This window comes from Pseudoblastomonas aquimaris, assembly GCF_035481675.1.
In the GTDB taxonomy this organism is placed as follows: domain Bacteria; phylum Pseudomonadota; class Alphaproteobacteria; order Sphingomonadales; family Sphingomonadaceae; genus Alteriqipengyuania_B.
In genome coordinates this window covers 376,838-403,447 of record NZ_JAYJJW010000001.1, presented here as the reverse complement: position 1 = coordinate 403,447, position 26,610 = coordinate 376,838, and the positions used below count along the sequence as shown (strand labels likewise).

Sequence of the window (26,610 nt, the reverse complement as noted above, 5' to 3'; positions counted from 1 at the left end):
CCTACCCCTCCGGCAGCATCACGCGCGTCTGGGGCTTCTTGCCGGTCCACCGCTGGGCGCAGCGGCGGGCGGCGAGGCGTGCCGTTTCGCTGATCTGGTCACGGTCCCGGCGGGCTGCGCCTTTCAGCTTGGCGAGCGCCTTGGTCACGTCCGCCTTCGCCTCGTCGATGAAAGCATCGTAATCCTCGTCTAGCGGGAGGCCGATGCCCTCAATCTGCGGGCCGTGGTTGAACAAGGCAACCAGCAGCACGCCATCGCCTGCCATCCGGCGGCGCATGGTGATCGCTTCGCCGTTGGCCGGCACGATCATGTCGCCATCCAGCACGAGGCGCCCGGTCTCGATCTGCCCGATCCGGCCCGGCCGGCCCGGTGCGAGGCGTACGATATCGCCGTTGGATTGCACGACATTGTGCTCGATGCCCGATGCAGCGCCCAGCCGCGCCTGTTCCTCCATGTGCCGCCGCTCGCCATGGACGGGCACCAGGATGTCGGGCCCAAGCCAGGAATAGAGCGCTTCCAGCTCGGGCCGGCCGGGATGGCCGGACACGTGGATCATGCTCTGCCGGTCGGTGATCATCACGATCCCGCGCTCGGCAAGCCGGTTCTGCACCTTGCCGATGGAAATCTCGTTCCCCGGGATCTGGCGGCTGGAAAACAGCACCACGTCGCCGCGCGTCAGCTCGAGCGGGTGGTTCTCCTCAGCAATCCGCGACAGGGCGGCGCGCGGTTCGCCCTGTCCGCCGGTCGCGATGATCATGACCTCGCCGCGCGGCAGGGACATCGCGGTGTCGAAATCGACGATGTCGGGCAGGTCTTCGAGATAGCCGTTGTTCTGCGCCGCATCGATCATCCGGTCGAGCGAGCGCCCGGCGACGACAAGCTTACGCCCCGTTTCCTCCGCCACCGCGCCGAGCGTCTGCAACCGCGCCACGTTGGAAGCAAAGGTCGTGACGAGCACGCGCTTGCCGGAATGCTTGCGCACCTCGTCCAGCAGGCCGCGATAGACCGCGCCTTCGCTGCCCGAAGGGTTCGGGTTGAAGACGTTGGTGGAATCGCACACCAGCGCCAGCACGCCTTCGTCGCCGATGTCCTGCAGTTCCTCTTCCGTCGCCGGCTCGCCGATCACCGGCTCCTCGTCCAGCTTCCAGTCGCCCGTGTGGAAGATGCGGCCGTAAGGCGTATCGATCAGCAGCGCGTTGCCTTCCGCGATCGAGTGGGCAAGCGGGATATAGGTGATGCTGAACGGGCCCAGGTCGAAATCGCCGTGATCGTCGGGGATGATGTTGAGCTCGATATCGCCCGCGATGCCGGCTTCCTGCAGCTTGCGTTCGATCAGGTCGGCGGTGAAGGGGGTGGCATAGAGAGGCACGCCGAGCTCGTCCGCAAAGTACGGGAGCGCCCCGATATGGTCCTCGTGCGCGTGGGTAAGGACGATGCCGAGCAGGTCGTCGCGCCGGTCCTCGATGAAGTCCATTTCGGCGAACACGAGATCGACGCCGGGATATTCGCCTCCGCTGAAAGTCATCCCGCAGTCGACCATCAGCCACTTGCCGTCGCAGCCGTACAGGTTGACGTTCATGCCGATCTCGCCCGACCCGCCCAGCGCGAGGAAGAGGAGTTCGTTTTCGGGCGTGTAATCTGTTTTCATGAACTCGCTTGCCGGGCCACGATGCGCAGCCCTTCGATGGTGAGGTCGGCGTCGACGTGGTCGAAAATATCGGTCGCCTCGTCGAACAGGATGGCGAGGCCGCCCGTGGCGACCACTTTCGCAGGCCGGCCGATTTCCGCCTTCATTCGCGCAACGATGCCTTCCATCATTGCCACGTAGCCCCAAAATACCCCGATAAGCATCTGTTCTTCGGTGTTCTTTCCGATCACGGAATCGCTTTCGGGGGCACGGATGGCGATGCGGGGAAGCTTGGCCGTCTTGCCCACCAATGCATCGAGCGAGAGGTTGATCCCGGGAGCGATGCTGCCGCCCTTGTAGGCGCCGGTGAAATCGATCGCCTCGAATTTCGTCGCGGTGCCGAAGTCGATCACGATCAGGTCGCCGCCGTATTTCTGGTGCGCGGCAAGGATGTTGAGCGCGCGGTCCGCGCCGAGCGAGCTGGGCTGGTCGACATCGATCTGGAACCGCCAGGCCGCATCGCCCTGCCCTGCGAAGATGGGCGTGATGCCGAAATATTTTTCCGACAGCACGGTCAGGTTGTGATCGGCGCGCGGGACCACGGATGCGAAGACGATCTGCGTGATCGCGTCGCGGCCCACGCCCTCGATTTCCAGCAGCTGGAGCAACCACACGGCGTATTCGTCCCCCGTGCGGCGCGGATCGGTCGCAATCCGCCAGCGGCCGCGCAGCGTTTCGCCGTCGAACAGGGCGAAGACGACGTTGGTGTTTCCGACATCGGCGGCGAGCAGCATGGTCAGCGTCCTTCCCAGTGCACATCGCCGGCGTGGACGATGCGGGTGTTTCCGTCCGCCAGCCTTAGCTGCAACGCCCCGTCCTGCGCCAGCCCTGCAAATGCGCCGGATACGGTCGTGCCGTCGGGTTCGTGCACTGTGAGGTTGCTGCCGGCGGCGTGGGCCAGCGCTGTCCAGCGGCGCAGGACGGGGTCGAGACCGAACTGGCGCCAGCGATCGAGCTCGACGATCCAGATGCTCGCAAGCTCGCGGGCGAACAGGTCCCGGTCGGGAGCGGGGCCGAGGTCGGCCAGTGCGGCGGTCCTGCGGTCGGGCAGGTCGGGAGCCTGCGCCAGGTTGACGCCGATGCCCACGATGACCGCATCGCCGACGCCTTCCAGAAGGATGCCGGCGAGCTTGGCGCCGCCGAGCATCAGGTCGTTGGGCCATTTCAGCGCCAGCGGGGCGGCACCTGCGACCAGCGGCGAGACCGTTTCGTAGAGGGCGAGACCCGCCAGCAGGGCGAGCGTGGGCGCGGCAGGATCGTTCGGTCCGCGCCTCACGATCGTCGAACCCATGAAATTGCCGCTGCCATCGGACCAGGCGCGGCCCTGCCTGCCCTTCCCTGCGGTCTGGCGATCGGCCACCAGCCACGCGCCTTCGGCGACATGCTCGCCGGAAGCGAGGCGCGCGGCAAGGTCGGCGTTGGTAGAGCCGGTTTCCGCCAATATTTCGATACGTGGGTTCAAATCAGCCGATGGTTGCGAACAGCACGGCTGCCGCCTTGTCTGCCATCTGGCCCAGCCACGGCGTCAGCAGATAGCCGAGCGGCGAGATGAACAGCGCGCTGAGGCCGAGCAGGACCCATTGCGAGGTCTCCGCCTCGCCGGTTGCGGTCCCCGCGGGATCGTCAAAATACATGACCTTCACGATCTTGATGTAATAGAACGCCCCGATCACGCTGGCGGCGATACCGATGGCGGCGAGCGCGAGCATGTCGGCCTCCACCGCGGCCTGGAACACCACGAACTTGCCCCAGAACCCGAACAGCGGCGGGATGCCGGCCAGGCTGAACATCAGCGCGGCAATGCATAGGGCGAGGATCGGCCGCGTGCGGCTGAGACCGGCGATGTCGGACACACGCTCCAGCGGCGCACCCTCTGCATCGCGCAGCATCAGCACGGCAACGAAGCTGCCGATCGACATCGCGACATAGATGACGAGATAGACGAGGACGCCGCTCACCCCGGCAACAGTCGCCGCGGCGAGGCCGATCAGGATGAAGCCGACGTTGTTGATCGAGGAATAGGCGAGCAGTCGCTTGAGGTTCGACTGGCCGATCGCACCGAGCGCGCCCCAGACGATCGAGGCGAGCGCCGCGAAGATCACGACCTGTTGCCACGCGCTCGCAACGCTGCCGAAGGCGGAGATCGACACGCGGGTCAGCAACGCGATGGCAGCGACCTTGGGAGCGGTCGCGAAGAAGGTCGTCACCGGCGTGGGCGCGCCTTCGTACACGTCGGGCGTCCACATGTGGAACGGCACCGCGCTGATCTTGAATGCGAGGCCAGCCAGCACGAAGATCAGGCCGAACAGCGCGCCGGTGGACAGGTCCGCCCCCATCGCCGCGCTGATGCCGGCGAAGTTCGTCGTGCCGGTGAAGCCGTACGTCAGGCTCATGCCGAACAGCAGGATGCCGCTGGCGAGCGAGCCGAGGACAAAATACTTCAGGCCGGCTTCGGCGGAACGGTCATCCTCGCGCAGGAACGCCGCCATCACGTAAGCCGCAAGGCTGCTGAGTTCGAGGCCGATGTAGAGGGAAACGAGGTCGGTCGCCGACACCATCACGCTCATGCCCAGCGTGGCAAAAAGGATCAGCACCGCATATTCGCCGCGCATCGCGCCGATGCGGCCGAAGAACTTCGGCGCGATCATCAGCGCGGCAATGCCCGACAGGTAGATCAGCAGCTTGGCGAAGCTGGCGAAGGCATCGGCGCGAAGTTGGCCGAAGAAGGCGATCGTGTCGGGACCCGACGCCCCGCCGATCGCGAGCGGCAGGACCATGACGAAACCGGCGCCGAGCACGGTGGCGGTCAGGATCGAGATGAGGCGCGCGGCCTTGTCGCCCATCCAGGCGCACATCAGCAGCAGGACGAGGCCCGAGACGCTGAATACCAGCTCGGGCAGCATCAGCAGGAGGGAGGTCTTGAGTTCCATCAGTGGTCCCCCTCAGAACCGTGCTCTGCGGCCGCTTCGGCCTTTGCCTGCAATGCCGCGACCGCTTCCGGGTCCGGCGCGGTCAGTTTCGCGTCGCCTTGCGGCGCGGCGCGCGCGACGCGGGCTTCCAGCGCGGCGATGTCGCTGCGCATCGGTGCAAGGAAGCTTTCCGGATAGACGCCCATCCACAGCACGGCGGCCGCGATGGGGGCCATGATGATCCATTCGCGCGCATTCATGTCGCGCATGGCGGCCGCATCCTCGTTCACCTGCCCGCCGAATGCGACGCGGCGATAGAGGTAGAGCATGTAGCCGGCGCCCAGGATGATGCCGGTCGTCAGCACGAAAGTCGCCGTGCTGCTGACCTCGTAGACACCCGCGAGGCTTAGGAATTCGGCGACGAAGCCGCTGGTGCCGGGCAGGCCGATGCTGGCCATGGTGAACAGCAGGAAGAACAGCGCGTAATAGGGCATGTTGATCGCGAGCCCGCCGTAGCGGTCGATCTCGCGCGTGTGCAGCCGGTCGTAGATCACGCCGACGCACAGGAACAGCGCACCCGAGACGAGGCCATGGCTGAGCATCATGATCATCGCGCCTTCGAGGCCCTGGACGTTGAAGGCGAAGAGGCCCGCCGTCACGATCGCCATGTGGGCGACCGAGGAATAGGCGATAAGCTTCTTCATGTCGCTCTGCACCAGCGCGACGAGGCTGGCGTAGACCACCGCGACCATCGACAGGCCGAGGATCAGCGGCGTGAACTGCGCGGATGCTTCCGGGAACATCGGCAGGCTGAAGCGGATGAAGCCGTAGCCGCCCATCTTCAGCAGCACGCCTGCCAGGATGACCGAGCCCGCCGTGGGCGCCTGCACGTGCGCGTCGGGCAGCCAAGTGTGGACCGGCCACATCGGCATCTTCACGGCGAAGCTGGCGAAGAAGGCGAGCCACAGCCACGTCTGCGCTTCGGGCGCAAAATCGAACTGCATCAGCGTGGGAATGTCGGTGGTGCCCGCCGTGTTCACCATCCACAGCATCGCCACCAGCATCAGCACGGAGCCGAGCAGCGTGTAGAGGAAGAACTTGTAGCTGGCGTAGATCCTGTCGACCCCGCCCCACACACCGATGATCAGGTACATCGGGATCAGGCCGGCTTCGAAGAAGATGTAGAACAGGAAGATGTCCTGCGCGGCGAAAACGCCGATCATCAGCACTTCCATGATGAGGAAGGCGGCCATGTATTCGCCGACGCGCTTGTCGATCGCGTCCCAGCTGGCGAGGATGCAGATCGGCATCAGGAACACGCTGAGGACGATCAGCAGCAGCGCGATCCCGTCGATGCCGAGCGCGTAGGAGAAGCCTGCGAAGAGCGGCGCGCTTTCCACGAACTGCCACTGCGCCCCGCCGATGTCGTAATTGGCCCACAGCGCAATGCCGAGCGCAAGGTCGATGAGCGTGGCGGCCAGCGCCGTCATCCGCGCGGTTTTCGCATCGAGGAACAGGCATGCGATCGCAGCCGCGAGCGGCACGAGGAGCATTACGGAAAGGATCGGAAAGCCCCCCATCAGAAAAGCACCCAAGTCACGGCGGCGACAAGGCCGAGGAGCATCACCAGCGCATAGGCGTTGAGCGAGCCGGACTGGACGCGCGAGGCGACCCCGCTACCCTTCGACACGGCCCATGCCGCGCCATCGGGCCCGAAGCGGTCGATGATGCCCTTGTCGCCGATGATCCACAGCTTGCGGCCGAGCCAGAAGGCCGGCTTCACGAACAGCAGGGCGTACAGCTCGTCGAAATACCACTTGTTGTGCACGAAGTTGTAGATCGGGCCGAGCTGGCGCGTGGTTTCCTCAGGCACGTCCGTGTTGCGGATGTAGGCGTACCAGGCACCCAGCAAGCCGAGCAGCATGACGACGAGGGCGGTGTATTTCACCCACTTCGGCACCTCGTGCATCGCGTGCATCAGTTCTGCGTTGTAGGCGATCGCGCCGTTCCAGAAGCCTGCCTCGTCGAGGAAGTTGCCGGCAAATACCTGTCCCGCAAACACCGCGCCCAGTGCCAGAACGGCAAGCGGCACGAGCATGACCCACGGGCTTTCGTGCGGGTGATAGCCGCCGGTGCCTTCCTTCTGGTCGGCAGCGGGCACGTGATGGTCGTGAAGCTGGCCGGCGTCTTCCTGGACGGGCGGATTGTGCTCGTCCGGCTGGTCGTGCCCGTGATGGACTGCGTGCCGGATGTGCTCGCTCTGCGCCCAGCGCGGCTTGCCCCAGAAGGTAAGGAACATCAGGCGCCAGCTGTAGAAGCTGGTCAGCAGGGCGGCAAAGGCGCCGACCCAGAACGCGCCGGTGCCGAAGTTGCCGCCACGGGCGTAAGCGACCTCGAGGATCGCGTCCTTGGACCAGAACCCTGCGAAACCGACGTGCAGGTCGTAAATGCCGACCCCGGTGATCGCCAGCGTACCGGCCATCATCGCCCAGAAGGTAAGCGGGATTTCCTTACGCAGGCCGCCGTAGTACCGCATGTCCTGTTCGTGGTGCATCGCGTGGATCACACTGCCGGCGCCGAGGAACAACAGCGCCTTGAAGAAGGCGTGGGTGAAGAGGTGGAACATCGCCGCGCCGTAAGCACCAACGCCGGCGGCAAAGAACATGTAGCCGAGCTGCGAGCAGGTGGAATAGGCGATGACCCGCTTGATGTCCCACTGCGTGGTCCCGACCGTGGCGGCGAACAGGCAGGTGGCCGCGCCGATGGTGGTCACGAAGCCGAGCGCGATGGGCGAGGTTTCGAACAACGGCGACAGGCGGCAGACCATGAAGACGCCGGCGGTAACCATGGTGGCGGCGTGGATCAGCGCGGAAACGGGCGTCGGCCCCTCCATCGCGTCGGGAAGCCAGGTGTGCAGGCCGAGCTGCGCCGATTTGCCCATCGCCCCGATGAACAGGAGGATGCACAGCACCGTCAGCGTGTCGACGCGGTAGCCGAGGAAACCGATCGTGCTGCCCGCCATGCCTGCGGCGTTCGCATTGATCTCGGCTATGGAAGTGGTCTGGAACACCAAGAACACGCCGAAGATACCCAGCATGAAACCGAGGTCGCCGACGCGGTTGACCACGAAGGCCTTGATCGCGGCGGCATTGGCGCTCGGCTTGCGGAACCAGAATCCGATGAGGAGGTACGATGCCAGGCCCACCCCTTCCCAGCCGAAGAACATCTGGACGAGGTTGTCGGCGGTCACCAGCATCAGCATGGCGAAGGTGAAGAGGCTGAGATAGGCGAAGAAACGCGGCTGGTCCGGGTCCTCCTCCATATAACCCCAGCTGTAGACGTGCACCAATGCGGAGACGGTGGTGATCACCACCAGCATCACGGCGGTCAGCGTATCGACGCGCAGCGCCCAGTCGAAGGTCAGGTCGCCCGATTGCACCCACTGGAGCACGGGAACGACAGTCGCCTCCGCGCTCCCGCTAAGGAAGCCGAGGAAGATCGGCCAGCTCAGGCCGCAGGCGACCAGCAGCGCGCCGGTCGTGATCGACTTGGCGACGGTGTTGCCGAGCATCCGGTTGCCCAGCCCGGCGACGATGGCCGCGAACAGGGGCAGGAAGACGATGATCAGGATCGATTGCACGGCGCGTTAGCCCTTCATCTGGCTGACATCGTCGACCGCGATCGTGCCGCGGCGGCGGAAATAGATGACCAGGATGGCAAGGCCGATGGCGGCTTCGGCCGCAGCGACGGTCAGTACGAACATGGCGAAGACCTGGCCCGTCAGGTCGCCGAGGAAGGCGCTGAAGGCGACGAGGTTGATGTTCACGCTCAGCAGGATGAGCTCAATCGCCATCAGGATGACGATAACGTTCTTCCGGTTGAGGAAGATGCCGAGCACGCCGAGCACGAACAGGATCGAGCTGACGACGAGATAATGTTCGATGCCGATCATGCGTTCTCTCCACTCATGCTGAGCCTGTCGAAGCATCCTGCGCAACCGTCCTTCGACAGGCTCAGGACGAGCGGGGTTGGGAAAATGCCGATCACAGTTCGACCCCCTCGCCCACTTGCGGCTGCTTCATCACGGTCGCCTCGTTCGGATTGCGCGCATTCTGCTTCGCGATGTTCTGGTGGCCGCGGCGTCCGGCGGCAGGCTTCCGGTGGGTCAGCACGATCGCGCCGATCATCGCCACCAGCAGGACGATGCCGGCCAGTTCAAACAGGAAGAGATAGCGGGTGTAGAGCAGCACGCCGACATTCTCGATATTACTCTGCCCGGCCAGCGGGGCCGCAGCACCGCTCGGGGTGCCGAGTTCAAGCGCACCGGCGCGATAGGCACCGATGCCCAGCACCAGTTCCGCCAGCAGCACGGCGGCAATCGCGATGCCCAGCGGGAAGTTGCGGATGAAGCCTGCGCGAAGCTCCGCGAAATCGATGTCGAGCATCATCACCACGAACAGGAACAGCACCGCGACCGCGCCCACGTAGACGATCACCAGCAGCATCGCGATGAATTCCGCGCCGGCGATGACCATCAGGCCCGCGGCGTTGAAGAAGGCGAGGATCAGCCACATGACCGAATGCACCGGGTTGCGCGCCATGATGACGAGCGTCGCCGACGCGATCACCATGAAGGCGAACAGGTAGAAGGCTAAGGTCTGGATCATGATGCCCCGTGTGGTCTCGCGCGCCGCCTAGCGATAGGGCGCGTCGGCTTCAAGGTTCGCGGCGATCGCCCGCTCCCACTTGTCCCCGTTCGCCAGCAATTTCGCCTTGTCGTAGAGCAGTTCCTCGCGCGTTTCGGTCGCGTATTCGAAATTGGGCCCTTCGACCACGGCATCGACCGGGCAGGCTTCCTGGCAGAAACCGCAGTAGATGCACTTGGTCATGTCGATGTCGTAGCGCGTGGTGCGGCGGCTGCCGTCCTCGCGCGGTTCGGCGTCGATGGTGATGGCCTGCGCGGGGCACACGGCTTCGCACAGCTTGCACGCGATGCAGCGTTCCTCGCCGTTCGGGTAGCGGCGCAGCGCATGCTCGCCGCGGAAACGCGGGCTCAGCTTGTTCTTCTCGAACGGGTAGTTGATCGTAACCTTGGGCTTGAAGAAATACTTCAGCGTGAGGGCGTGCGCCTTCACGAACTCCCAAAGGGTGAACGACTTGACGAGCTGGGCGACGGTCATGCCGCACCTCCATATCGGGTAAGCATCAGCCAGCCGGAAATCACGGCGACGAAGATCAGGCTCATCGGCAGGAAAACCTTCCAGCCGAGCCGCATCAGCTGGTCATAGCGGTAGCGCGGCACGGTCGCCATCACCCAGCTGAACATGAAGAAGAAGAAGAACGTCTTCAGCAGGAACCAGATGAAGCCCGGCACTTCGTACAGCGGCGCCCAGTCAATCGGGGGCAGCCAGCCGCCGAAGAACAGGATCGTGTTGAGCGAGCACATCAGGAGGATGTTGGCATACTCGCCGAGCCAGAACAGCGCGAAGCTCATGGAGGAATATTCGGTCTGGTACCCCGCGACGAGCTCGCTTTCCGCCTCGGTCAGGTCGAACGGCACGCGCGCGGTTTCGGCGAGGCTGGAAATGAAGAACATCACCCAGATCGGGAACAGCAGCAAATTGAACCAGTAGCCGTTGACGATGCCGAGGCCGTGGCCGCGCTGGCTTTCGATGATCTCGTTCATGTTGAACGTGCCGGCGTAAAGGACGACGCAGATCAGGATGAAACCGATCGAGACCTCATAGGAAATCATCTGCGCGGCTGCCCGCATCGAGCTGAAGAACGGGTATTTCGAATTCGACGCCCAGCCGGAAATCACGACTCCGTAAACACCTAGGGAACTGACCGCGAAGATATAGAGCAGCCCGACGTTGATATCGGCAAGCACCGCGCCCGAATTGAACGGGATCACCGCCCAGGCGAGCAAGGCCACGGTAAAGGTGATGATCGGCGCAAGCAGGAACAGGCCCTTGTTGGCCGCCGCCGGGATGATGGTTTCCTGCAGGAACACCTTCAGTCCGTCCGCAAAACTCTGCAGCAGGCCGAAGGGACCGACCACATTGGGCCCGCGGCGCAGGTTGATCGCTGCCCAGACCTTGCGGTCGACATAGATGATCATCGCCACGCTCAGCATCAGCGGCAAGGCGATCAGCAGGATGCCCGCAATGGTCGCGACGAACCACGCCCAGTTCGGGTCCATGCCCCAGGAGATGAAAGTCTCGGTCATTCGAACGTGCTCCCGCCGCTGCGCGCTTCGAGGGCGAAGATGATGCCCACGCCGACCAGCGGCCAGACTGCGGAGTTGAGCGCCTGCACCAGCGTGACGATCAGGGATTGCGGCGTCAGCCCGCTTTCCCCGCCGAACTGCGTGCTCATGGCCGCCGTATCGCGCATGGTGAGGACGCCGAGGACGAAGGTGGCCACGAACAGGATGAGCGCGATCCACACCAGAAACATTCCGGCCTTGCCCGCGACGGCGCGATAGAAGTTCATTCCGCCGCCTCCGCCAGGTCGGCGCCGCGCAGCTCGGCGCTGCACTGCTGCATCACCGCACTGGCCCGCGCGATCGGGTTGGTGAGGTAGTGGTCGGCGATCGGGTGGGCGATCTGGCCCGAAGCCTTCGCCTTGCCGTCCGCCTTGGGGAGCGCGCCGTAATCGGCCAGGCCTTCCTGCCCCAGCGCCGGCACGGCCCTGATCATCGCGGACTGCAACTGCCCGAACGTGTCGAAGCCGACATCGACGCCCAGCGCGTCGGCCAGCGCGCGCAGGATCGTCCAGTCCTCGCGCGCATCGCCCGGCGCAAACACCGCTTTTTCCGCGTATTGCACGCGGCCTTCGGTGTTGACGTAGGTCCCGTCCTTTTCGGCGTAGGAGGCCGCCGGCAGGATGATGTCCGCCGCATGCGCACCCTTGTCGCCGTGATGGCCGATATAGACCTTCAGGCTGTCAGCAAACGGTGCGAAGTCGACCTCGTCCGCGCCCAGCGCGAGCAGCACTGTCGGCGCCGCCTTGGCGATATCGGCAATGCCGCCTTTCTGCGCATAGCCGAGCATCAGCCCGCCCATGCGGCTGGCGGCCATGTGCAGCACGTTGAAGCCGTTCCAGCCATCGGTCACAACGCCAAAGGTCTCGGCCAAGGCCAGCGCGGGGGCGAGCGCGCCCTTGGCGAGCCCTGCCCCGCCGACGATGATCGCCGGCCGCTCGGCCGCCTTCATCGCATCGGCAACGTGGCCCGGCAGGTCGTGCAGCACGCCCGCATCGTCGCCGAGGAATTCCGCCGGGTAGGTCGTTTCCCACTCCGGCCCGACCACGAAGACCTTCGCCCCGCGCTTCGCCGCCTTGCGCAGGCGCACGTTGGCCAACGGGGCCTCGTCGCGGACCTGGCTGCCGACAATCAGGATCGCATCGGCGTTCTCGATCTCCGCAAAGGTGGTATTGAAAGCGACGGCGGAGAGGCTGGACACGTCGTAGTCCATGCCGGTCTGTCGGCCTTCGAGCATGTCGCTGCCGAGCGCGCCCAGCAGCGCCTTGGCGGCGAACATCGTCTCGCAATCGACGAGGTCGCCGGCGATGGCGGCGATGCTGGACTTATCATTTTGTTTCAGAGGCTTGGCAATGGCCTTGAATGCATCGTCCCAGCTCGCCTCGGCCAGCTTGCCCTTCTTGCGGATCCACACCTTGTCGAGGCGGCGACGGGCCAGCCCGTCAACCATGTAGCGCCCCTTGTCGGACAACCACTCCTCGTTCACGTCGTCGTTGACGCGTGGCAGGGCGCGCAGGATCTCGCTCCCCCGGCTGTCGAGGCGGATGTTCGCCCCCACCGCGTCCGACACATCGATGCTGAGCGTCTTCTTCAGCTCCCACGGACGCGCTTCGTAGGCATAGGGCCGGCTCGTCAGCGCGCCGACCGGGCACAGGTCGATCACGTTGGCGGAGAGTTCGTGCCGCGCGGCCTGTTCGAGGTAGGTGGTGATCTGCATGTCCTCGCCGCGATACAGCGCTCCGATTTCATCGACCCCGGCGATCTCTTCGGAGAAGCGCACGCAGCGGGTGCAATGGATGCAGCGGGTCATGATCGTCTTGATCAGCGGACCCATGTTCTTGGACGTGACGGCGCGCTTGTTCTCGTCATAGCGCGAGGCGCCGCGGCCATAGGTCATGGCCTGGTCCTGCAGGTCGCATTCGCCGCCCTGGTCGCAGATCGGGCAATCGAGCGGGTGGTTGATGAGGAGGAACTCCATCACCCCTTCGCGCGCCTTCTTGACCATCTCGCTGTCGGTGCGGATTTCCTGGCCTTCGGTGGCCGGGAGCGCGCAGCTGGCCTGCGGCTTGGGCGGCCCGGGCTTCACCTCGACAAGGCACATGCGGCAGTTGCCGGCGATGCTGAGCCTTTCGTGGTAGCAGAAGCGCGGAATTTCCTTGCCGGCGATCTCGCACGCCTGGAGGACGGTCGCGCCGTCCGGAACTTCCGTTTCCTGTCCGTCTACTGTGACCTTGGGCATCGCTGCATCCGCGTCGCGGCCCGCGCTGCGGACCTTGGGTGAATTCGGCGGTCCGTGATGCGGGAAAGCGCGCCAGGCCGGGCGGGTGCCGGGCCGGGCGCGCTATCCGTTTCGGTGCCGGGCAATCGCTCCGCCTTGGATGCAGGCTTTCAGGCCTGCCAGCGGGTCATGCATCGGCGCGAGACGGGCCGCGCTGGACTCGGTGCCCCAATGGTCCACCGAGCGCGCGAAGGCAAGGCGTTTTGCCCTTAAAATCCCGCCTTTTCGTAAGCGGTCAGGACCCTGCGGGGTCAGTACCGAGACGCTTTGCCCAATCGAATGCGGCAAAGGCTAGCGTGGCGCGTTGCAGGCTCGGTCGCATGTCCTCTTCCGGCTCGAGCGACGCGCACTGGTCGGTCGCGGTTTCCAGAGCCGACAGGGCCGCACGTTCATACCGGCTCCCGACCTCGGTATAGAACACCGCGAATGCTTGCATCGGTGCGGTGGCGACAAGACAGCGCGAATAGGTGTCGAGCGGCGTTGTCTGCAGCTCGTCGGCCCCGATGAAGGATGCCGCGTATTCGGACGTGACAGCCAGGCTTTCCAGCGGCAGAGGCTCCGACCTTGCGATTGCAAGCTTCTCTGCCATCACGGGACCGATCAGTCCGAGCGAGTAGCGAGCACCGCGACTGAAGCACAGATCATTGCCTTGGGCGATCTGCACCAGGCGTCGCTGACCGCGCGTGTCGGCAAAAATGTCTTCAAATTGACGATAGCCTTCCGCTTGGACGAGGCACGAGCCGATGCGATGCGCGCCGGCATAGGCGAGATCGAATTCGCGCGGCTCACGGGCGAGGACTTCACCCATGCTGACTTCGTACAATCCATTGCGCGGAAAAACGCCGGTCTCGAGCCCGGATCGGTCGGCTTGGAACTGGGGATTCGGATCGCGCTGGCGATTGTCCGACGAATTGTTCTGCGATTCCTGCGCCGCGGCCGGAATTGCCGCGAGCAGTGCTGCCGTAGCGAGTGCGCCGGAAAGTGCCTTGATCATGAGTCGTCTCCCTGTTTTCAAAGCGAAAACGTGGGAGCCGACCGATGAACCAAGTGTGAATTTACAGCTGCGACCAATCGTAAAGCGCGTGGGCCAAGGCCACCCGCTGGAACGCGGTGGGCACGCCTTCCGGCACTTCCGAAACACCGCATTCCCAAGTCACGCGATAGAGCAAAGCCAAGGCGTCCATCTCCGCATCGCTGCCCGGACGGGTGGCGAAGACCTTATTCGTGAGGCCAGGCGAATAGACAGCCATGCAGCGACCGATGTGATCGATGGTCGCGACGCCATCAGCCGGGGTGTAGAACGGCTCCGCAACGGACATATCCATCTCTATCGCGCGATCTTCAAAGGTCATGTCCTTGAGGCGTTCTTCGGCGAGCGAAGACGACACCATCATCGGCAGCCCGCCCATGGTGTCGCGCAGGCATGCGCGGCTGTCACCCTTCAGCGAAGTCGTGAGCGCCGTATAGTCCGCGTCGTCGGAAAGTGCCCCGCCGATGATGTCGTCGGACACGCCGCGCCCATTCAGGCAGCGGGCGATCTTTTGCGATTCCAGATAGGCCGTACTTGCTTTCTCCGGCTGCGCAAACAGCTGACGCTCCTCGAACTGCTGCTTGAAATCGGAGTTCGGTCGCAAGTCGGCGGCGCTGGGCTGCGCCTGCTGGGCTGCCGCCATCGACGGCATGGCAACGGCAGCGACGGCTGCGGCGGAAAGGAAGAATTTGGTCATCAGAACGGTCCCCTGGAAAATCGTGACCGCAGGATGTTTACAAGTCCGCCTGAACGCAAGCTTTATTCCGCAGCCTCGGCATAGTTGCCTGCTTCCGCGATGCGTCGCTCCAGTTCCGGACGGAAGTGACGGATCAAGCCCTGGATCGGCCATGCCGCCGCATCGCCCAGCGCGCAAATCGTGTGGCCTTCGACCTGCTTGGTCACTTCGTGCAGCATGTCGATTTCCTCGATTGCCGCATCGCCTGTGCGCAGGCGTTCCATCACGCGCCACATCCACCCGGTGCCTTCGCGGCACGGGGTGCACTGGCCGCAGCTTTCGTGCTTGTAGAAATAGCTGATGCGCGAAATCGCGCGGACGATGTCGGTCGACTTGTCCATCACGATCACCGCCGCGGTGCCGAGCCCGCTGCCGACTTCCTTCAGCCCGTCGAAATCCATCGGGCAGTCCATGATCTGCTCTGCCGGCACGAGCGGGACGGAAGAACCGCCCGGGATCACGGCGAGGAGGTTGTCCCACCCGCCGGTGATGCCGCCGCAGTGCGCTTCGATCAGCTCGCGGAAGGGAATGCTCATGGCTTCCTCGACCACGCAGGGCTTTTCCACGTGCCCGCTGATCTGGAACAGCTTGGTGCCCTTGTTGTTCTCGCGCCCGAAACTGCTGAACCACGCGGCGCCGCGGCGCAGGATCGTGGGGACGACCGCGATCGACTCCACGTTGTTGACCGTCGTCGGGCAGCCATAGAGGCCCGCTCCGGCCGGGAACGGTGGCTTCAGGCGCGGCTGGCCCTTCTTGCCTTCCAAGCTCTCGATCATCGCAGTCTCTTCGCCGCAGATATAGGCGCCGGCACCGCGGTGGAGGAACACATCGAAATCGTAGCCGGACTTGGCGGCGTTCTTGCCGATCAGCCCGGCGTCATACGCCTCGTCGATCGCGGCCTGCAGCACCTCCGCCTCGCGGATATACTCGCCGCGGATGTAGATGTAGGCCGCGCGCGCGCGCATTGCGAAGCCCGCAACCAGCGCGCCTTCGATCAGCTTGTGCGGATCGTGGCGGATGATCTCGCGGTCCTTGCACGAACCGGGTTCGGATTCATCGGCGTTGATGACCAGGAAGCTCGGCCGGCCGTCCTTCGATTCCTTGGGCATGAAGGACCATTTCATGCCGGTGGGGAAGCCCGCCCCGCCCCGGCCGCGCAGGCCCGATGCCTTCATCTCGTCGATGATCGAATCCTGCCCGCGCGCGATCAGCGCCTTGGTATCGTCCCAGTCCCCGCGCGCCTGCGCCGCCTTCAGCCCCCAGTCCTGGAAGCCGTAGAGATTGGTGAAAATGCGGTCCTTATCAGCGAGCATCGTAGTACCTCTTGAGCCCGAACTTCATTGCATACCCGCCGAGCAGTCCGGCGGGGATAATCCACCAAGCGACCCTTTCCGTCGTTGGATCGAATGCGAAGGCAATTGCCAGTCCGATGAAAATTCCGGCCAGTGGTAGGAAATTGAGGACGTCCTTCGACATCATCAAAGGCCACCCTGCGAGAGAAAATAGATTGCGGCGATCACGATCAGGGCGATCACGCCGAATTTGACGAGGCCCATCAGCACCTTCCAGGCGATGAAGACGAGCACGAGTGCGACGATGATGGTGGTGATGGTCATCAGCCCAGCGGCTCCTTGCCCTTTTGCGCGTTCTTGCCGACCGCACCGGCCAGCATCGACACGGCGAGGAACGAGAAGGCGGCGCCCAGCAGCGTGTTGCCGGTGGCAAACATCGCCACCGCCAGCCCTCCGAAGCCGAGCGCGGAAATCAGCCAGGTGGCGACAGGCTTCACCACTCGCCCCGGTAATCGTGATTGGCGTCCACCATTTCCTTGAGCGTGGTCGGGCCGCCGCTCGGTTCGCTGGTGTGGCGACCGGGCTCCTGCGTGCCTTCCTTCGGCTGCTTGCCCGCGGCCAACGCGTCGAGCACGGCGTCGAGCCGCTCCGGCGTCAGGTCCTCGTAGTTGCCGTCGTTGATCTGGACCATCGGCGCGGTTGCGCAATTGCCCATGCATTCGACCTCGGTGAGCGTCCACAGACCGTCTTCCGAAACCTCGCCCTTCTTCATGCCGCGCGCCTTGCACGCCGCCATGATCGCGTCGCTCCCGCGCAGCATGCACGGCGTGGTGCCGCACACCTGGACATGGAATTTGCCGACCGGCTTGAGGTTATACATGAAATAGAAGGTGGCGACTTCCAGCACGCGGATGACCGGCATGTCGAGGTAGCCCGCGACATATTCGATCACCGGCAGCGGCAGCCAGCCCTGCGTATCGGTTTCCTTGCCGACCTGCCGCTGGGCAAGGTCGAGCAGCGGCATCACGGCCGATTTCTGGCGCCCTTCGGGATAGCGCGCGATGGCGCGATCCGCCTTCGCCTTGTGCTCCTCGTCGAAAGCCCAGTCGGCATACTGCGCGCGCAGTTCCGGCGTATCGGGATGCGGGGTACGGTCAGCCATCAGTTCGCACCTGCTTCTGTATTCAATTTATCATTTTTGATAAGTTTCACTGAGGGGTTGAAGGTATAGATGGATACTACTTGATCCTCTTCGAAATAGATATGGGCGACATCGGTCTCAGCTCTGACACCGCAATACCACCTAGCACGCACCAGAATAACACTATCACTATAACTAACGCGACGTGCGGGAGCTATTCTGTCTAACTGGCATTTTCTTATGGACCAGTTTTCCAAGTCGACCCTGAAAGTTTGATTGCTCATGCAATTATCGAAAAAACACATCATTGCGTCGGGCGCGAGATATGACTTTGACACTTGCCAATTTTGAGCAAGGTTGAATACGAAACTCTCGGCGATGATCTGCGCCCTCGCGAGCTCGTCGTCCGGCTGTTGCGCGGATAGACTCGCATCGACAGAAGCCAGCGGTTGCGCTTCCTCCCGCGCCGACGCCGCGGAGCCGAGGGCCAGCGCAAGCATGGCAGGCAGGGTGAGCAGTCTCACCGGTCGCACTCCCCGAACACCACGTCGATTGCGCCGAGGATGGCGGTGGCGTCGGGCAGCATGTGGCCCTTGCACATGAAATCCATAGCCTGGAGGTGGCTGAAGGCGGTGGGACGGATCTTGCAGCGATAGGGTTTGTTAGTCCCGTCGCTGACGAGATAGACGCCGAATTCGCCCTTGGGGCTTTCGGTCGCCACGTAGACTTCGCCCGCGGGCACGTGGAAGCCTTCCGTATACAGCTTGAAGTGGTGGATCAGCGCTTCCATCGACTGCTTCATCTCCGCGCGCTTGGGCGGCACGACCTTGCGGTCGGCGCTGGCGACGGGGCCATCCGGCATCTGCGCGATGCACTGCTTGATGATCTTCGCGCTTTCGTAAACTTCCTTCACGCGGACCACGAAGCGGTCGTAGCAATCGGAATTCGTGCCCACCGGAATGTCGAATTCCATGCGGTCATAGACGTCGTAAGGCTGCGACTTGCGCAGGTCCCATGGCACGCCGGCGGCGCGGATCATCGGGCCGGAGAAGCCCCAGGCGATCGCGTCATCCTTGCTTACCACGGCGATATCGACGTTGCGCTGCTTGAAGATTCGGTTGTCGAGCACCAAGCTCATCGCGTCGCCGAACAGTTCCGGCAGGCGGTTGTCGAGCCAGTCGCCGATGTCGGTCAGCAGCTTGAGCGGCACATCCTGGTGGACGCCGCCGGGGCGGAAATAGGCGCTGTGCATGCGCGCGCCGCTCGCCCGCTCGAAGAAGTTCATGCAGTCTTCGCGCAGCTCGAAAACCCACAGGTTGGGCGTCATCGCGCCCACGTCCATCACGTGCGCGCCGATGTTGAGCATGTGGTTGCAGATGCGGGTCAGTTCGGCGAACAGCACGCGCAGGTACTGCCCGCGCTCCGGCACCTCGACGTTAAGCAGCTTTTCGATGGCGAGGACGTAGCTGTATTCCTGCGCCAGCGGACTGCAATAATCGAGCCGGTCGAAATAGGGCAGCGCCTGCAGGTAGGTCTTCTGCTCGATCAGCTTCTCGGTCCCACGGTGGAGCAGGCCGACGTGGGGATCGACCCGCTCGATCACTTCGCCGTCCAGCTCCATCACCATGCGCAGCACGCCGTGCGCAGCGGGATGCTGCGGGCCGAAGTTGATCGTGTAGTTCGTGATCTCCTCGCCTTCGGTCGTCGGCGAGTGGTCGAGTTGAATTGCGCTACTCATGTTCCGCATGTCCATTTGCCGGGGCCATAGGTGCGCAGCGGACCGTCCGTCCCCTCGCGCACCGTCATCGTGGCGCTCCACTGGAAAGTACCGTCATCGCCTTCTACCGGGTCGCCGGCTTCGCGGACGACTTCCGCGATATAGGTGCCGTCGCCCATGGTCGGGCCGCTTTCGATGTAGGACGGGCCGCCCGCCATCGCGCCCACGACGGAGCGACGCTGGCCGCCCAGTTGCAGGACGCCGCGGCCGGCGCTGTCCATCGTATCGGGCGCGCCCGCGATCAGCATGACCTGGTCCTCGATCGAGAACGCGCAGCCGCCCTGTGTCGGGCCGATATCGACCGGCTGGGCGGCGTAATCGATCACCTGCAGCTTCGGCGCGGCATCATTCTCCGCGCGGCCCACGGGCGCGGCGCGGGCGCCGGCAGCCGCCGCGCGGGGAAGCCACGCCTCGCCGCCGGTAAAGCGCTTGCCCGGCCCCGCCGCAGGGCCGCCGACGCGGCTGGCGAATTCTTCGGTCGAGCTTGCCGCATCGGTCCGCGACGTTTCGTCGCACGCCGCAAGAGCGAGCAACGCGAGTGCCGGAAAAAGGAAATGCCTTGCGGCCATCAGTCCTCGTCCTTCGGCTCGGTCGCCGCCTTGGTGTCTGCCGTCTTGCCTTCGCGCTCCGCCCGGCCCGGCTCGTCCTCGGTCGGCTTCGGCGCGTCGGTTTCTACGCTGCTGTCCTCTTCCGCCGGGGCAGCGGCGCTGACGCGTTCGGCGGCCTTTGCGTCCGTTTTCGCGCCGGCACCCGTCTGCTTGGGGCTCTCGGTGGTCTTCGATTCGCTGACCGGCGGTTCGCCCGGCGCGCCGCCGTCTGCCGGCATCGCCTTTTCATCGCCCGGCAGCACGTAATCGGCGCCTTCCCACGGGCTGAGGAAGTCGAAGGTGCGCATTTCCTGCGCTAGCTCAACCGGCTGGTAGACAACCCGCTTTTCCTCTTCCGAATAGCGCAGCTCGGTATAGCCGGTCATCGGGAAGTCCTTGCGGAACGGATGGCCTTCGAAGCCATAGTCCGTGAGGATGCGGCGCAGGTCCTGGTTGCCTTCGAAGATCACGCCGTAAAGGTCGAACACCTCACGCTCCAGCCAGCCGGCGTTGGGCCACAGGTGCGTGACCGTGGGCACGGTGCTCGCCTCGTCGGTGGAGACCTTGACCATGATCCGACTGTTCTTCGTGAGGCTGAGGAGCATGTAGACGACCTCGAACCGCTCGTCGCGGTCGGGATAGTCGGCCCCGGCGATTTCCATCATCTGCTGGTAGCCGTGGTGATCGCGCAGCATCTCCAGCGCGGCGGCGATGCTCTCGCGCCTGACGGTCAGCACCAGCTCTCCGTGAGCCTCCAGCGTATCGAGCAGGTGATCGCCCAGCGCCTCGCCCAGCGTGCCGGCAAGCCCGTCGATCCGGGTGAGACGGGGTGCGGAATGAAGAACGGTCATCAGTCCACAACCTTCAATGAATTGACAAACGCAGATGCCTTACGGGCGTCATCATTGGAGGCCCATGTAAGCTGCGGGCGGCCGACCGCGGCAAACGCCACAGTGTCGGGCGCAATTTCGATCACCCTGACCATCCCGCCGCCGTCAACGGACGCCTGAGTGGCGACCGCTACGCGTTTGCCGCCGAGCGTGCCTTCCTCGACCTGCGTAAACGCATTGTCCGCCATTTCGCTCAGGACCCGTTCAAACGCGCCGGCCCCGTCTGGGTCCACCCGGAAGGTGTAAAGATAGAGCGCTTCGCTCTCCCAACAGACCAGCACTTCGGATGGGAACCCTTCCGGTTCCATCGAGCGAGGGTTTGCGCAGGGCATCTGCACGGTTACCGATCCGTCGGGCGAAACATGGGCCGGCCCGGCCGGAACTTCCGCACTGGCCACGCCCAACGGCAGTGCTGCCAGAGCGAGAGCGGGAAAAAGAAAGCGCGCGCTCATCGCTCGACCGTCCCGATGCGGCGGATCTTACGCTGTAGCTGCATCACGCCGTACAGTAGCGCTTCGGCAGTCGGCGGGCATCCGGGGACGTAGATGTCGACCGGCACGATGCGGTCGCAGCCGCGCACCACGGAATAGCTGTAGTGGTAATAGCCGCCGCCGTTAGCGCAGCTACCCATGCTGATCACGTATTTCGGCTCCGACATCTGGTCGTAGACCTTGCGCAGCGCCGGGGCCATCTTGTTGCACAGCGTGCCGGCCACGATCATCACGTCGCTTTGGCGTGGGGACGCGCGCGGGGCGACGCCGAAGCGTTCCATGTCGTAACGCGGCATGTTGACGTGGATCATCTCCACCGCGCAACAGGCGAGACCGAAGGTCATCCACCACAGGCTGCCGGTGCGCGCCCACTGGAACAGTTCCTCGGTGCTGGTGACGAGGAAACCCTTGTCGTTCACTTCTGTCTGCAGGGCGTTGAAATAGTCCGCGTCGGGCTGGCGGACGTCGCCGGGCTTTGCGGCGGGCACAGCCGCGTCGCGCATACGCTGTCCGTCAAGCGCCGGATTCAGGGAGGTTTCGCCGATGAAGGCGGGATCGTTGGCGGTCGTACTCATGTCAGTCCCAATCCAGTGCGCCCATCTTCCATTCATACGCCAGGCCGATGGCCAGAATGCCGAGGAAGATCATCATTCCTGCCCAACCCGTCCAGCCGATCGAATCCAGGCTCACCGCCCACGGAAAAAGGAATGAGGCCTCCAGGTCGAAAAGCAGGAAGGAAATTGCCACGAGATAGAATTTCACGTCGAAGCGGCTGCGCGAGTCCTCGAACGCCGGGAAGCCGCATTCGTACTCGCTAACTTTCTCGGCTGTCGGCTGGTGCGTGCCCGTCAGGCGCGAGACGCCCATCGGCAGGAACACGAACAGCGACGACAGCACCACGGCGATGCCGAGGAAGATCAGGATGGGCAGGTATTCGAGCAGGTCGATCACGGCGCTCTCTCGTTGAAGCGGCGGTTGCCCGCCACGGCCTTGCGGCGGGCAAAACGCCCGCACACGGATTACCCCGGCGCACTAGTCCCGTGGGCAGCCATTCGCAAGGGCCGCGCGGGGCCTTTTTCGGTGCATTTCGCGCGAAGCCCGCCCTGCTCCTATTTCAGCATCGACTTGATCGTCTTGGCCGCCTTGTCGCCATAGGGCGGCTTAAGCCCGGCCATGCCGGCAATATCGATCTTCGGCTGGGTGTAGACCGCGCGGGCGTGGCTGAAAGTCTTAAAGCCTTCCGGCCCGTGATAGGACCCGATGCCGGACGGGCCGACCCCGCCGAACGGCAGGTCGTCTGCAGAGACATGGAAGATGACATCGTTGACCGTCACCCCGCCTGAAATCGTGCGGCCGAGGACCTGCTCCTGCTCCTCTCCGTTATCGCCGAAATAATAGAGGCCGAGCGGGCGGTCGTGATCGTTGATGTAGTCGATCGCCTCGTCCACCGCCTTGTAGGTCTTCACCGGCAGGACGGGGCCGAAAATCTCGTCCTGCATCACCTCCATGTCGTCGGTCGGGTTGCGGATGATGGTGAGCGGCATCTTGCGGGCGTTGGTGTTTGAGAAATCCTCGTCGCCCGGATTGATCTCGATCACGTCGGCGCCCTTGTTGCGGGCATCCTTCACCAGCGTCTGCAGCCGGTCGAAATGCTTGTCGGTGACAACGCTGGTGTAATCGTCGTTTTCCAAGAGCTTGGGATACATCGCGTGCACCCCGTCGCTGACCGCGCCGACTGCTTCGACTTCCTTGTCTTCCGGCACATACATGTAATCGGGCGCGAGGCAGATCTGCCCCGCGTTCATCATCTTGCCCATCGCGATCCGTTCGCCCGCGCGCTTGAAGTCCGCATCGCGGCCCAGCACCACCGGGCTCTTGCCGCCCAGTTCCAGCGTCACGGGAACGAGGTTTTCCGCCGCTGCCTGCATGACCTTGCGGCCGGTCGCGGTGGAGCCGGTGAACAGGAGGTGGTCGAACGGCAGGCTGCTGAACGCCTGCGCCACTTCCGGCGGGCCGGTCACGACGACGCATTCCTCCGGCGTGAAGGCTTCTTCCACCAGCTCCTTCATCAGCTGGCTGGTCTTCTCGGTGAACTCGCTCGGCTTGATCATCGCGCGGTTGCCGGCGGCGAAGGCCTGCAGCAGCGGGCTGAAGGCCAAGCCGACGGGGAAGTTCCACGGCGCGATGATCCCGATGACGCCCAGCGGCTCGTACCGGACCTCCGCCTTGGCGCCCAGCAGGTTCAGCGGGAGCTGCACCTTGCGCTTGTCGGGCTTCGCCCAGCTGTCGAGATTCTTGAGGCAATATTTCGCCAGGCTGATCGTCGGGGCGATGTCGGTCAGCATCGACTGCTCCCAGCTGCGGTTACCGAAATCCGCGCTCATCGCCTTGGAAAACGCGTCGCCGTGATCCTTCATCAGGCCGATGACGCGCTTGATCCGGTCGCGCCGGACATTCAGCGACTCCGGCCGTTTCGCCATGAAGTCGTTCCGCTGGCGGTCCAGCATCGTCATCAGTTCGTCGCGGTCGGGGTGTGCCATTACGGTCTCTCCTGGAAATTCGTTTTCTTGGGTTTGCGGTTTGATATCGCCGCGCCGCAGCATTAGGTCGGGGGCAACTTCTCACCTTCCCAGACGAAAGGCAATCAGACGCCATGCCCCAGTTCAACGAACAAGACCCGATTGTTATCCTGAGCTATGCCCGCACCCCCATGGGCGGGATGCAGGGCGCGCTGGCTGACGTGAGCGCGACCGAACTGGGCGCGACTGCAGTGAAGGCCGCGGTGGAGCGCGCCGGCGTGAGCGGCGAGGATATCGACCGGATCTACATGGGCTGCGTGCTGCCCGCCGGCCTCGGCCAGGCCCCGGCACGCCAGGCGGCGCTGAAGGCCGGCCTCCCGAAGTCGGTCGAGGCGACGACCGTCAACAAGGTCTGCGGCAGCGGCATGCAGACCGTGATCATGGGCAGCGAGGCGCTGGCCGCGGGCACGGTCGACACGGTGATCGCGGGCGGGATGGAGAGCATGACCAATGCGCCCTACCTCCTCAAGAAGCACCGCAGCGGCGCGCGGATCGGGCATGACACGGCCTACGACCACATGTTCCTGGACGGGCTGGAAGATGCCTACGAGGAAGGCCGCGCCATGGGCACTTTCGCGCAGGAAACCGCCAACGAGTACCAGATGACGCGCGAGGACATGGACGAATATTCCATCGAGAGCCTGCGCCGCGCCAATGCCGCCATCGAAAGCGGCGCGTTTGCGGGCGAAGTGGTGCCGGTGACGGTCAAGACGCGGCAGGGCGAAGTGACGGTCGAACATGACGAGCAGCCCGGCAAGGGTCGCCCGGACAAGATCCCGACGCTGCGCCCCGCATTCGCCAAGGACGGCACGATCACCGCCGCCACCTCCAGCTCCATTTCCGACGGCGCGGCCGCCATCGTGCTGACCCGGCAGAGCAAGGCCGGCGATCGCAACCCGGTGGCGAAGATCGTGGCGACCGCCGCCCATGCGCACGAGCCGGCCAAGTTCACCACCGCGCCCATCGGTGCGATCGAGAAGGTGCTCGAAAAAGCCGGCTGGTCCAAGGACGAGGTCGATCTGTGGGAAGTGAACGAGGCATTCGCCTGCGTCGCCATGTTCGCCATGCGCGACATCGGCATCCCGCACGACAGGATCAACGTCAACGGCGGCGGGACCGCGCTCGGTCACCCGATCGGTGCGAGCGGCACGCGGATTATCGTGACGCTGCTCAATGCATTGAAGGAACAGGGCAAGAGCAAGGGTATCGCCACGCTGTGCATCGGCGGCGGCGAGGCCACGGCCGTTGCGGTGGAAATGCTTTAAGCGATCCGGTTGACGGCGGGTCTCAGGGTTCGCCGTCGCCCCAGATGCGGTCGGCTTCGATCCACGCGGCGCGTCCTTCGACGTCGAATTCGCACCAGCCCGCCTCGCACTCGCCCAGCCTGCCGACCACGCCCGGCTCCGCATTCCAGCTGAGCGAGGCGCCGGCATTGGGCTCCGCACGCATCGGCGCCACGCCTTCGCCGGTGACGATGGCGGTTCGCGTTCGCGTCAGCATCCGGCCCACAAACCAGCCGCGCGTGCCGTCCATGTCCTCGACATAGCGCCAGCCTTCCCGCTTGCGCAGCACCTTAACCGGCAGGCCCTTGCGCGTGTAGACCCAGTCGATCGGATAGGTCGTGCTCGGCCCCTTGCGCATGTTGATCTCGTCCACGTTGATGGCGGCCCAATAGGGCACCTCGTCATCCTGCGCGGCGGCAGGGACGGCAAGGGCGAAAGCGGCGAGGAAACAGGCAAAAGCGGTGCGCATGGCGGTGCATTATCGCTTTCCCTTCAGCGACTTCAAGGGGCAGCGGCATCGGCTGCACAGGCACGTCGTCGCTCTATCCGCTGCCCCCTCCCCTTGACCCGGACCGAGCGCCCCGCCAATCGGAAGCCATGCCGCATTCCGATCCCGCACCGCCCACCCGCCGCGTCGAGGGCAAGCCCCGCGTCCACGTCACCCGCGCCCTGCCCGGCGTCCAGCCGCGCATGGCCGAACTCTACGACGCCAGGTTCAACGACGAGGACCGCGCCCTCACCCGCGACGAACTGGCCGAGGCGATGCGCAGCTGCGACGTGCTCGTCCCCACGGTCACCGACCGCATCGACGCCGAACTGATCGAGCAGGCCGGCGACCGGCTGGGACTGATCGCGAATTTCGGTGCGGGCACCGACCACATCGACCTCGATGCGGCGCGAGGGCGCAAGATCATCGTGACCAACACGCCCGGCGTCTTCACCGAGGATACAGCCGACATCACGCTCGCCCTGATCCTCGCCGCGCCGCGCCGCCTGTCGGAAGGGGCGACGATGATGCGCGCAGGCGAGTGGAACGGGTGGACGCCGTCAGCGCTGCTCGGCCGCAGCCTGCGCGGCAAGACGCTGGGCATCGTCGGCATGGGCCGCATCGGCCAGGCGGTTGCCCACCGCGCCCGCGCCTTCGGCCTCGATATTTTCTACCACAATCGCCACCGCCTGCCCGAAGCGGTCGAGAACATGCTGGGCGTGCGTTACGCTGGCGACGTGTCGGAGCTGCTGGCGCAAAGCGACATCGTCACGCTCCACTGCCCCGCCACGCCGCAGACCCGGGGATTGATCGACGCCGATGCCATCGCGGGCATGAAGGATGGCGCCTATTTGGTGAACACCGCGCGCGGCGAGCTGATCGACGAGGCCGCGTTGCTGGCGGCCCTACAATCAGGCAAGCTCGGCGGGGCGGGGCTCGATGTCTATCGCGGAGAGCCCGACGTCGATCCGGCGCTGGTCGCGCTGCCCAACGTCACGCCCCTGCCCCACCTTGGCAGCGCCACGTGGGAAGGCCGCGTCGCTGCGGGCGAAAAGGTCATTGCCAACATCCGCTTCTGGGCCGACGGCCACCGCCCGCCCGACCAGGTGCTCACCGGCCTCGTCTGAAGGTACTGAAGCAGGGTGAACGGCACTTTCACCCTTTCGCAATCGGTTCGT

Annotated in this window: 30 protein-coding genes; 2 read left to right on the top strand and 28 right to left on the bottom strand. The window is 64.5% G+C overall.

The genetic code is table 11. From position 1 onward, the window contains the following. Position 1: 1 nt before the first annotated feature. The 27 genes from VCJ71_RS02000 to VCJ71_RS01870 form a co-directional block, all read right to left on the bottom strand. Complete coding sequence (locus VCJ71_RS02000) at positions 2 to 1,648, bottom strand: ribonuclease J (RefSeq protein WP_324638674.1); 1,647 nt, start codon at positions 1,646 to 1,648, stop codon at positions 2 to 4. Next, positions 1,645 to 2,421: a type III pantothenate kinase gene (locus tag VCJ71_RS01995; RefSeq protein ID WP_324638673.1), complete on the bottom strand. Its 777-nt coding sequence runs from the start codon at positions 2,419 to 2,421 to the stop codon at positions 1,645 to 1,647. The genes VCJ71_RS02000 and VCJ71_RS01995 overlap by 4 nt, the downstream gene beginning before the upstream one ends. Before the next feature lie 2 nt (positions 2,422 to 2,423). Next, entirely contained in the window at positions 2,424 to 3,149 is a 726-nt protein-coding gene (locus tag VCJ71_RS01990) for a biotin--[acetyl-CoA-carboxylase] ligase (protein WP_324638672.1), read from the bottom strand. 1 nt (position 3,150) lies between these two features. After that, positions 3,151 to 4,617 (bottom strand): NADH-quinone oxidoreductase subunit NuoN, encoded by a 1,467-nt coding sequence (gene nuoN / locus VCJ71_RS01985; protein WP_324638671.1) that lies wholly within the window; start codon positions 4,615 to 4,617, stop codon positions 3,151 to 3,153. Beyond that, complete coding sequence (locus tag VCJ71_RS01980) at positions 4,617 to 6,176, bottom strand: NADH-quinone oxidoreductase subunit M (RefSeq protein ID WP_324638670.1); 1,560 nt, start codon at positions 6,174 to 6,176, stop codon at positions 4,617 to 4,619. The genes nuoN and VCJ71_RS01980 overlap by 1 nt, the downstream gene beginning before the upstream one ends. Beyond that, complete coding sequence (gene nuoL, locus VCJ71_RS01975) at positions 6,176 to 8,236, bottom strand: NADH-quinone oxidoreductase subunit L (RefSeq protein ID WP_324638668.1); 2,061 nt, start codon at positions 8,234 to 8,236, stop codon at positions 6,176 to 6,178. The genes VCJ71_RS01980 and nuoL overlap by 1 nt, the downstream gene beginning before the upstream one ends. A 6-nt stretch (positions 8,237 to 8,242) precedes the next feature. After that, the gene (nuoK, locus tag VCJ71_RS01970; protein WP_290134986.1) at positions 8,243 to 8,548 is read right to left on the bottom strand and encodes an NADH-quinone oxidoreductase subunit NuoK; all 306 of its coding nucleotides are present in this window, start codon (positions 8,546 to 8,548) and stop codon (positions 8,243 to 8,245) included. A gap of 91 nt (positions 8,549 to 8,639) precedes the next feature. Next, complete coding sequence (locus tag VCJ71_RS01965) at positions 8,640 to 9,263, bottom strand: NADH-quinone oxidoreductase subunit J (protein ID WP_324638666.1); 624 nt, start codon at positions 9,261 to 9,263, stop codon at positions 8,640 to 8,642. 27 nt (positions 9,264 to 9,290) lie between these two features. Next, the gene (gene nuoI, locus VCJ71_RS01960) at positions 9,291 to 9,776 is read right to left on the bottom strand and encodes an NADH-quinone oxidoreductase subunit NuoI (protein ID WP_290134984.1); all 486 of its coding nucleotides are present in this window, start codon (positions 9,774 to 9,776) and stop codon (positions 9,291 to 9,293) included. Beyond that, positions 9,773 to 10,825, bottom strand: coding sequence for an NADH-quinone oxidoreductase subunit NuoH (gene nuoH / locus VCJ71_RS01955; RefSeq protein WP_324638664.1), 1,053 nt, complete (start codon positions 10,823 to 10,825; stop codon positions 9,773 to 9,775). Before nuoH ends, nuoI begins: the two co-directional genes overlap by 4 nt. After that, positions 10,822 to 11,091 carry a hypothetical protein gene (locus VCJ71_RS01950; protein ID WP_324638662.1) on the bottom strand — a complete coding sequence of 90 codons (270 nt, stop codon included), beginning with the start codon at positions 11,089 to 11,091 and terminating at the stop codon, positions 10,822 to 10,824. Before VCJ71_RS01950 ends, nuoH begins: the two co-directional genes overlap by 4 nt. Further along, complete coding sequence (gene nuoG, locus VCJ71_RS01945) at positions 11,088 to 13,100, bottom strand: NADH-quinone oxidoreductase subunit NuoG (RefSeq protein ID WP_324638660.1); 2,013 nt, start codon at positions 13,098 to 13,100, stop codon at positions 11,088 to 11,090. The genes VCJ71_RS01950 and nuoG overlap by 4 nt, the downstream gene beginning before the upstream one ends. Positions 13,101 to 13,374: 274 nt before the next feature. Then, entirely contained in the window at positions 13,375 to 14,133 is a 759-nt protein-coding gene (locus VCJ71_RS01940) for a hypothetical protein (protein WP_324638659.1), read from the bottom strand. Positions 14,134 to 14,194: 61 nt separating this feature from the next. Next, positions 14,195 to 14,812 carry a hypothetical protein gene (locus tag VCJ71_RS01935; RefSeq protein WP_324638657.1) on the bottom strand — a complete coding sequence of 206 codons (618 nt, stop codon included), beginning with the start codon at positions 14,810 to 14,812 and terminating at the stop codon, positions 14,195 to 14,197. Positions 14,813 to 14,928: 116 nt separating this feature from the next. Then, positions 14,929 to 16,218 (bottom strand): NADH-quinone oxidoreductase subunit NuoF, encoded by a 1,290-nt coding sequence (nuoF, locus tag VCJ71_RS01930; RefSeq protein WP_324638656.1) that lies wholly within the window; start codon positions 16,216 to 16,218, stop codon positions 14,929 to 14,931. Continuing rightward, positions 16,208 to 16,384, bottom strand: coding sequence for a hypothetical protein (locus VCJ71_RS01925; RefSeq protein WP_324638654.1), 177 nt, complete (start codon positions 16,382 to 16,384; stop codon positions 16,208 to 16,210). The genes nuoF and VCJ71_RS01925 overlap by 11 nt, the downstream gene beginning before the upstream one ends. After that, positions 16,384 to 16,521 carry a hypothetical protein gene (locus tag VCJ71_RS01920; protein ID WP_324638653.1) on the bottom strand — a complete coding sequence of 46 codons (138 nt, stop codon included), beginning with the start codon at positions 16,519 to 16,521 and terminating at the stop codon, positions 16,384 to 16,386. The genes VCJ71_RS01925 and VCJ71_RS01920 overlap by 1 nt, the downstream gene beginning before the upstream one ends. After that, positions 16,521 to 16,694, bottom strand: coding sequence for a hypothetical protein (locus VCJ71_RS01915; RefSeq protein WP_324638652.1), 174 nt, complete (start codon positions 16,692 to 16,694; stop codon positions 16,521 to 16,523). The genes VCJ71_RS01920 and VCJ71_RS01915 overlap by 1 nt, the downstream gene beginning before the upstream one ends. Beyond that, complete coding sequence (gene nuoE / locus VCJ71_RS01910; protein WP_324638651.1) at positions 16,691 to 17,359, bottom strand: NADH-quinone oxidoreductase subunit NuoE; 669 nt, start codon at positions 17,357 to 17,359, stop codon at positions 16,691 to 16,693. Before nuoE ends, VCJ71_RS01915 begins: the two co-directional genes overlap by 4 nt. Beyond that, positions 17,359 to 17,862, bottom strand: a complete 504-nt coding sequence (locus tag VCJ71_RS01905; RefSeq protein WP_324638649.1) for a hypothetical protein — start codon at positions 17,860 to 17,862, stop codon at positions 17,359 to 17,361. Before VCJ71_RS01905 ends, nuoE begins: the two co-directional genes overlap by 1 nt. Beyond that, positions 17,859 to 19,076, bottom strand: a complete 1,218-nt coding sequence (locus VCJ71_RS01900; protein ID WP_324638648.1) for an NADH-quinone oxidoreductase subunit D — start codon at positions 19,074 to 19,076, stop codon at positions 17,859 to 17,861. Before VCJ71_RS01900 ends, VCJ71_RS01905 begins: the two co-directional genes overlap by 4 nt. Next, a complete protein-coding gene (locus VCJ71_RS01895; RefSeq protein ID WP_324638647.1) occupies positions 19,073 to 19,684 on the bottom strand; it encodes a hypothetical protein in 612 nt (203 codons plus the stop codon). The genes VCJ71_RS01900 and VCJ71_RS01895 overlap by 4 nt, the downstream gene beginning before the upstream one ends. Further along, positions 19,684 to 20,553: an NADH-quinone oxidoreductase subunit C gene (locus VCJ71_RS01890; protein ID WP_324638646.1), complete on the bottom strand. Its 870-nt coding sequence runs from the start codon at positions 20,551 to 20,553 to the stop codon at positions 19,684 to 19,686. The genes VCJ71_RS01895 and VCJ71_RS01890 overlap by 1 nt, the downstream gene beginning before the upstream one ends. Next, complete coding sequence (locus VCJ71_RS01885; RefSeq protein ID WP_324638644.1) at positions 20,553 to 21,044, bottom strand: hypothetical protein; 492 nt, start codon at positions 21,042 to 21,044, stop codon at positions 20,553 to 20,555. The genes VCJ71_RS01890 and VCJ71_RS01885 overlap by 1 nt, the downstream gene beginning before the upstream one ends. Beyond that, positions 21,041 to 21,586, bottom strand: a complete 546-nt coding sequence (locus VCJ71_RS01880; RefSeq protein ID WP_324640852.1) for a NuoB/complex I 20 kDa subunit family protein — start codon at positions 21,584 to 21,586, stop codon at positions 21,041 to 21,043. The genes VCJ71_RS01885 and VCJ71_RS01880 overlap by 4 nt, the downstream gene beginning before the upstream one ends. A 73-nt stretch (positions 21,587 to 21,659) precedes the next feature. Continuing rightward, a complete protein-coding gene (gene ndhC, locus VCJ71_RS01875; RefSeq protein ID WP_324638642.1) occupies positions 21,660 to 22,034 on the bottom strand; it encodes an NADH-quinone oxidoreductase subunit A in 375 nt (124 codons plus the stop codon). A gap of 158 nt (positions 22,035 to 22,192) precedes the next feature. After that, positions 22,193 to 23,623 carry a coniferyl aldehyde dehydrogenase gene (locus VCJ71_RS01870; protein WP_324638641.1) on the bottom strand — a complete coding sequence of 477 codons (1,431 nt, stop codon included), beginning with the start codon at positions 23,621 to 23,623 and terminating at the stop codon, positions 22,193 to 22,195. A 113-nt stretch (positions 23,624 to 23,736) separates the two neighbouring features. On the opposite strand from VCJ71_RS01870, the gene VCJ71_RS01865 reads away from it, so the two are divergent. Next, the gene (locus tag VCJ71_RS01865) at positions 23,737 to 24,927 is read left to right on the top strand and encodes a thiolase family protein (protein WP_324638640.1); all 1,191 of its coding nucleotides are present in this window, start codon (positions 23,737 to 23,739) and stop codon (positions 24,925 to 24,927) included. 22 nt (positions 24,928 to 24,949) lie between these two features. Here VCJ71_RS01865 and VCJ71_RS01860 read toward each other — a convergent pair whose 3' ends face one another. Beyond that, on the bottom strand, positions 24,950 to 25,414 hold the full coding sequence (locus VCJ71_RS01860) for an SH3 domain-containing protein (protein WP_324638639.1): 465 nt from the start codon (positions 25,412 to 25,414) through the stop codon (positions 24,950 to 24,952). 128 nt (positions 25,415 to 25,542) lie between these two features. Between VCJ71_RS01860 and VCJ71_RS01855 the strand changes: the two genes are divergently transcribed. Beyond that, a complete protein-coding gene (locus tag VCJ71_RS01855) occupies positions 25,543 to 26,559 on the top strand; it encodes a 2-hydroxyacid dehydrogenase (protein WP_324638638.1) in 1,017 nt (338 codons plus the stop codon). The last annotated feature ends 51 nt before the right edge of the window (positions 26,560 to 26,610 follow it).